Below are 3,166 nucleotides of genomic sequence, written 5' to 3' on the forward strand. Positions count from 1 at the left end.
AAACGCCACCTCAAGCCAGGGCATCGTAGTGCCCAACAAATACAAATACAATGGCAAAGAAGAACAGGAGATGCCGGGGAAGTGGTTGGATTATGGGGCGAGGTTTTATGACCCACAGTTGGGGAGGTGGCACAGCGTGGACCCGTTGGCTGAAAATCATTTTGATTTTACCCCCTATAATTACGCACTTAATAACCCACTCCTTTACATTGATCCATTTGGGATGGATACTGTAAACGTTAATAATGATACCCCTATAAAAAAAGATGATGTTGTAGTGATGGATGATGGAAGTAGTGTTACATCAAATGCTGACGAAGTTGAGGTAACCGGAGCAAGTGAAAATAACAAAGGAGGGTTACACCTAACAACTGATAAAGATGCGGGCACAAATAATGATAGCAGGAAGGGTGATGGTTCTGATCGAAATGTTGATGGTTTACTGCCATCTGTTGGAGTGTCTAAAACCAACAAATTAATGAGTTTTATTAGAGATGCACTTAGTATCTTTGGTGGTATATCAAATGCAAATGATAGAAGCAAACATGAAGCCAAGGATTCGCAAATTAAAATTGATGCTAATAATAAAACTGATGAAGCTGAATCGAAACCGGTTGTTGATTCATCAAGAAGAGTGACAATTAGATATAAAGTAAGAGGTTTTGATGGATCATCTTCAGGAGATGCTACGAGTATTACAACCTTAAAAGATTCTGTTAGAACAAGAAAAAAATTAGAAAGTGATAAAAGAAATCATAAATTTAAATAATTGTTCACATTATGAAAAATACTAAATATCATGTACTTATGTTTATATTATTAATCTTAATTATTACAAATGTGTATTATTATATACAATTCAATAATTTAAAATTAATGTATACTAGTGATTGTATTAAATCGCATTTGTATTTTTATGGAAACAATATTTCCTCATTGGCAATTTGTAACGCAAATTATAGTAATAGAGAAGGTTACTTTGTTAATAAGCTTGATACAGTTCAATTGAATCATTACCTACATATACAATTGTTTGATGATTCTATCTATGATAGTAAACCAAAAAGCTATTTTTATGAATTTATTGATTCAGATTCGAGTATCTTATTGTTAGATAGTTTGTACTGCAATGATATCCAAGATTTTCAATATATTATTAAAGATACGGCCAGTAAACTATTCCTTTTTGAGACCTATTATCCATTTGAAGATTCAATCCTTTCGTTTCGATCTGTTTTACCAATCAGAGTAAAAGATGCTCATGGAAGATTAAGCCAACATTTCTCTAATGAGAAAATCGACTATTTACTTGACATCTCAATAAAATAAAATTGCAGGCCAACGATTATTACCCTTTGGCATGGTACTCACTAAAAACGCCACCTCAAGCCAGGGCATCGTAGTGCCCAACAAATACAAATACAATGGCAAAGAAGAACAGGAGATGCCGGGGAAGTGGTTGGATTACGGCGCACGATTCTATGACCCGACGTTGGGGAGGTTTACAACAGCTGACCCATTGGCAGAAGTAGCTTATGATTGGACACCTTACCGATATGGGTATAATAATCCTATGAAATATACAGACCCAACAGGAATGCTTGAGTCTACTCATACAGATGAAGACGGTAATGTTCTTGCTGTTTATGATGATGGAGACAACGGAGTATATAAACATTCAGGAAAAGGAGATGAAGCAGCAAAGAATGTTGAAAAGAATTATAGTGCTGATAATACCTCCGCTGGTGGGGAAAAAATGGGTGAATCATTACATTCATTAAGTTTTGCTGACCAAAGCTTGTATAATGAAACAGGAGAAGTTCAGGCAGCTGATATCAAGATTGATTTTGGTTCTACTGAATTAACCGATAAAGTGCAAGGAATACTTGATGCAGACCCATCATTAAAAGAATATGCGGGTAAAGCAGGGACTAATGGTGATTGGGACTTAAAGAGTAATACAACAAACGGCTCGAAACTTTTTGGCAAATATGCTTCTCCAAGGGATGCGGGAAACTTTGCAGCAGGAGCAGTAGCTCAGATGTCAGGCATTGCGCCTATCGCACAGTTTGGTTTTGGTGCGTATAATATGACAGGAAACAGCAAACCTTTAACAGGATTGGTCACAGGTGCCGTTGGTAGATTGACTTTAATTAATCCCGCGGCAGGTTTAGGTGCAGCCTATTTGATAGGAAAATATGGCGAAGATAAACTTAGCCAACGTTCAATTGATATAGGTAAGCAATACATTAAAAACAAATAAAATGAGAAAGAAACTAATTGTGCTATTATTATTTGCCTTTATGTTAAATTCTTGTAATGATACAGCAACAGAGATTACCTATAGGTATGACAATACTGTAATTAAAAGAGTTGATAAAAGAGACAGAACGACTTTTTATTATAATAGGATTGATAGCGATTCTCCTAAAATATGGGTGGAGTATTCTGGGATAAATGATGGTTTTTCTGGTTACTTGAAATTTGAAGGTAATGGAAAAGTAAGTATTCTTTCTGGGGATGGTTATTTTCAATCATCTAATATTGATACCTCAAAGTTTAAATACAAAAGAATACTTGCACATCAAAGACCTGATTTAGGAGAGAATGTTTGCTTTATTCAACTGGCAACAAAATATGAACAAGAAAAAAACCTTAATACAGGAACTAGGATTAAGGTTAATTATAAAGATACTAAAGATTAGGTATAGAGCCCGGCACTGCCGGGCTTTTTGCTTTATAGAGCAGCAATATTCCCCTGCTGGCGCGGATTTGTAATCCGTGCCTGTAAAATAATCTATCACAAAAAACTATTTTTACCTGATTAAAGAAAATTACCAATGGGCAGGCAGGAAATATTTGTAATTAACTGAATATGAAACGTGTTTTGTGGCACAGATTGCAAATCTACGCCAGCGGAGGGATTTATAGAACCACGCGACGGGAGTCGCGCGGTAGCGGGGGGGGGAGTCGCACGGTAACGGGGTCAACTCCTGAAAATGAAAAGTATAACCCAAAAAACACTTCTCGCTGTTCCCGGGTCGGGTGCGCGAGCCACGCGCGAACGGCGGGCAGCGCCGGGGTGAATGAAAAAACAGCAGAAAATCCGCGAAGCTGGCCTCAGCAAGAGGCCATCTCGCCCCTCATGGGCGACGGTTCGCAGGAT

General features: G+C 37.4%; 4 protein-coding genes. All 4 read left to right on the forward strand.

Going from position 1 to position 3,166, the window contains the following annotated elements:
- On the forward strand, positions 1–769 hold a 769-nt coding region (locus tag KKG99_14355; GenBank protein ID MBU1014176.1), incomplete at its 5' end, for an RHS repeat-associated core domain-containing protein.
- A 107-nt stretch (positions 770–876) separates the two neighbouring features.
- The gene (locus KKG99_14360; protein MBU1014177.1) at positions 877–1,329 is read left to right on the forward strand and encodes a hypothetical protein; all 453 of its coding nucleotides are present in this window, start codon (positions 877–879) and stop codon (positions 1,327–1,329) included.
- 31 nt (positions 1,330–1,360) lie between these two features.
- Positions 1,361–2,263 (forward strand): RHS repeat-associated core domain-containing protein, encoded by a 903-nt coding sequence (locus tag KKG99_14365; GenBank protein MBU1014178.1) that lies wholly within the window; start codon positions 1,361–1,363, stop codon positions 2,261–2,263.
- Between the two features lies 1 nt (position 2,264).
- On the forward strand, positions 2,265–2,705 hold the full coding sequence (locus KKG99_14370) for a hypothetical protein (protein ID MBU1014179.1): 441 nt from the start codon (positions 2,265–2,267) through the stop codon (positions 2,703–2,705).
- Positions 2,706–3,166: the final 461 nt, after the last annotated feature.

The sequence above is a fragment of the Bacteroidota bacterium genome, assembly GCA_018816945.1.
GTDB lineage: Bacteria > Bacteroidota > Bacteroidia > Bacteroidales.

Excerpts from the sequence above, each read along its gene's own strand:
- KKG99_14365 (MBU1014178.1), top strand. The coding sequence starts at position 1,361 with ATGGTACTCACTAAAAACGCCACCTCAAGCCAGGGCATCGTAGTGCCC.
- KKG99_14360 (MBU1014177.1), top strand. The coding sequence starts at position 877 with ATGTATACTAGTGATTGTATTAAATCGCATTTGTATTTTTATGGAAAC.
- KKG99_14370 (MBU1014179.1), top strand. The coding sequence starts at position 2,265 with ATGAGAAAGAAACTAATTGTGCTATTATTATTTGCCTTTATGTTAAAT.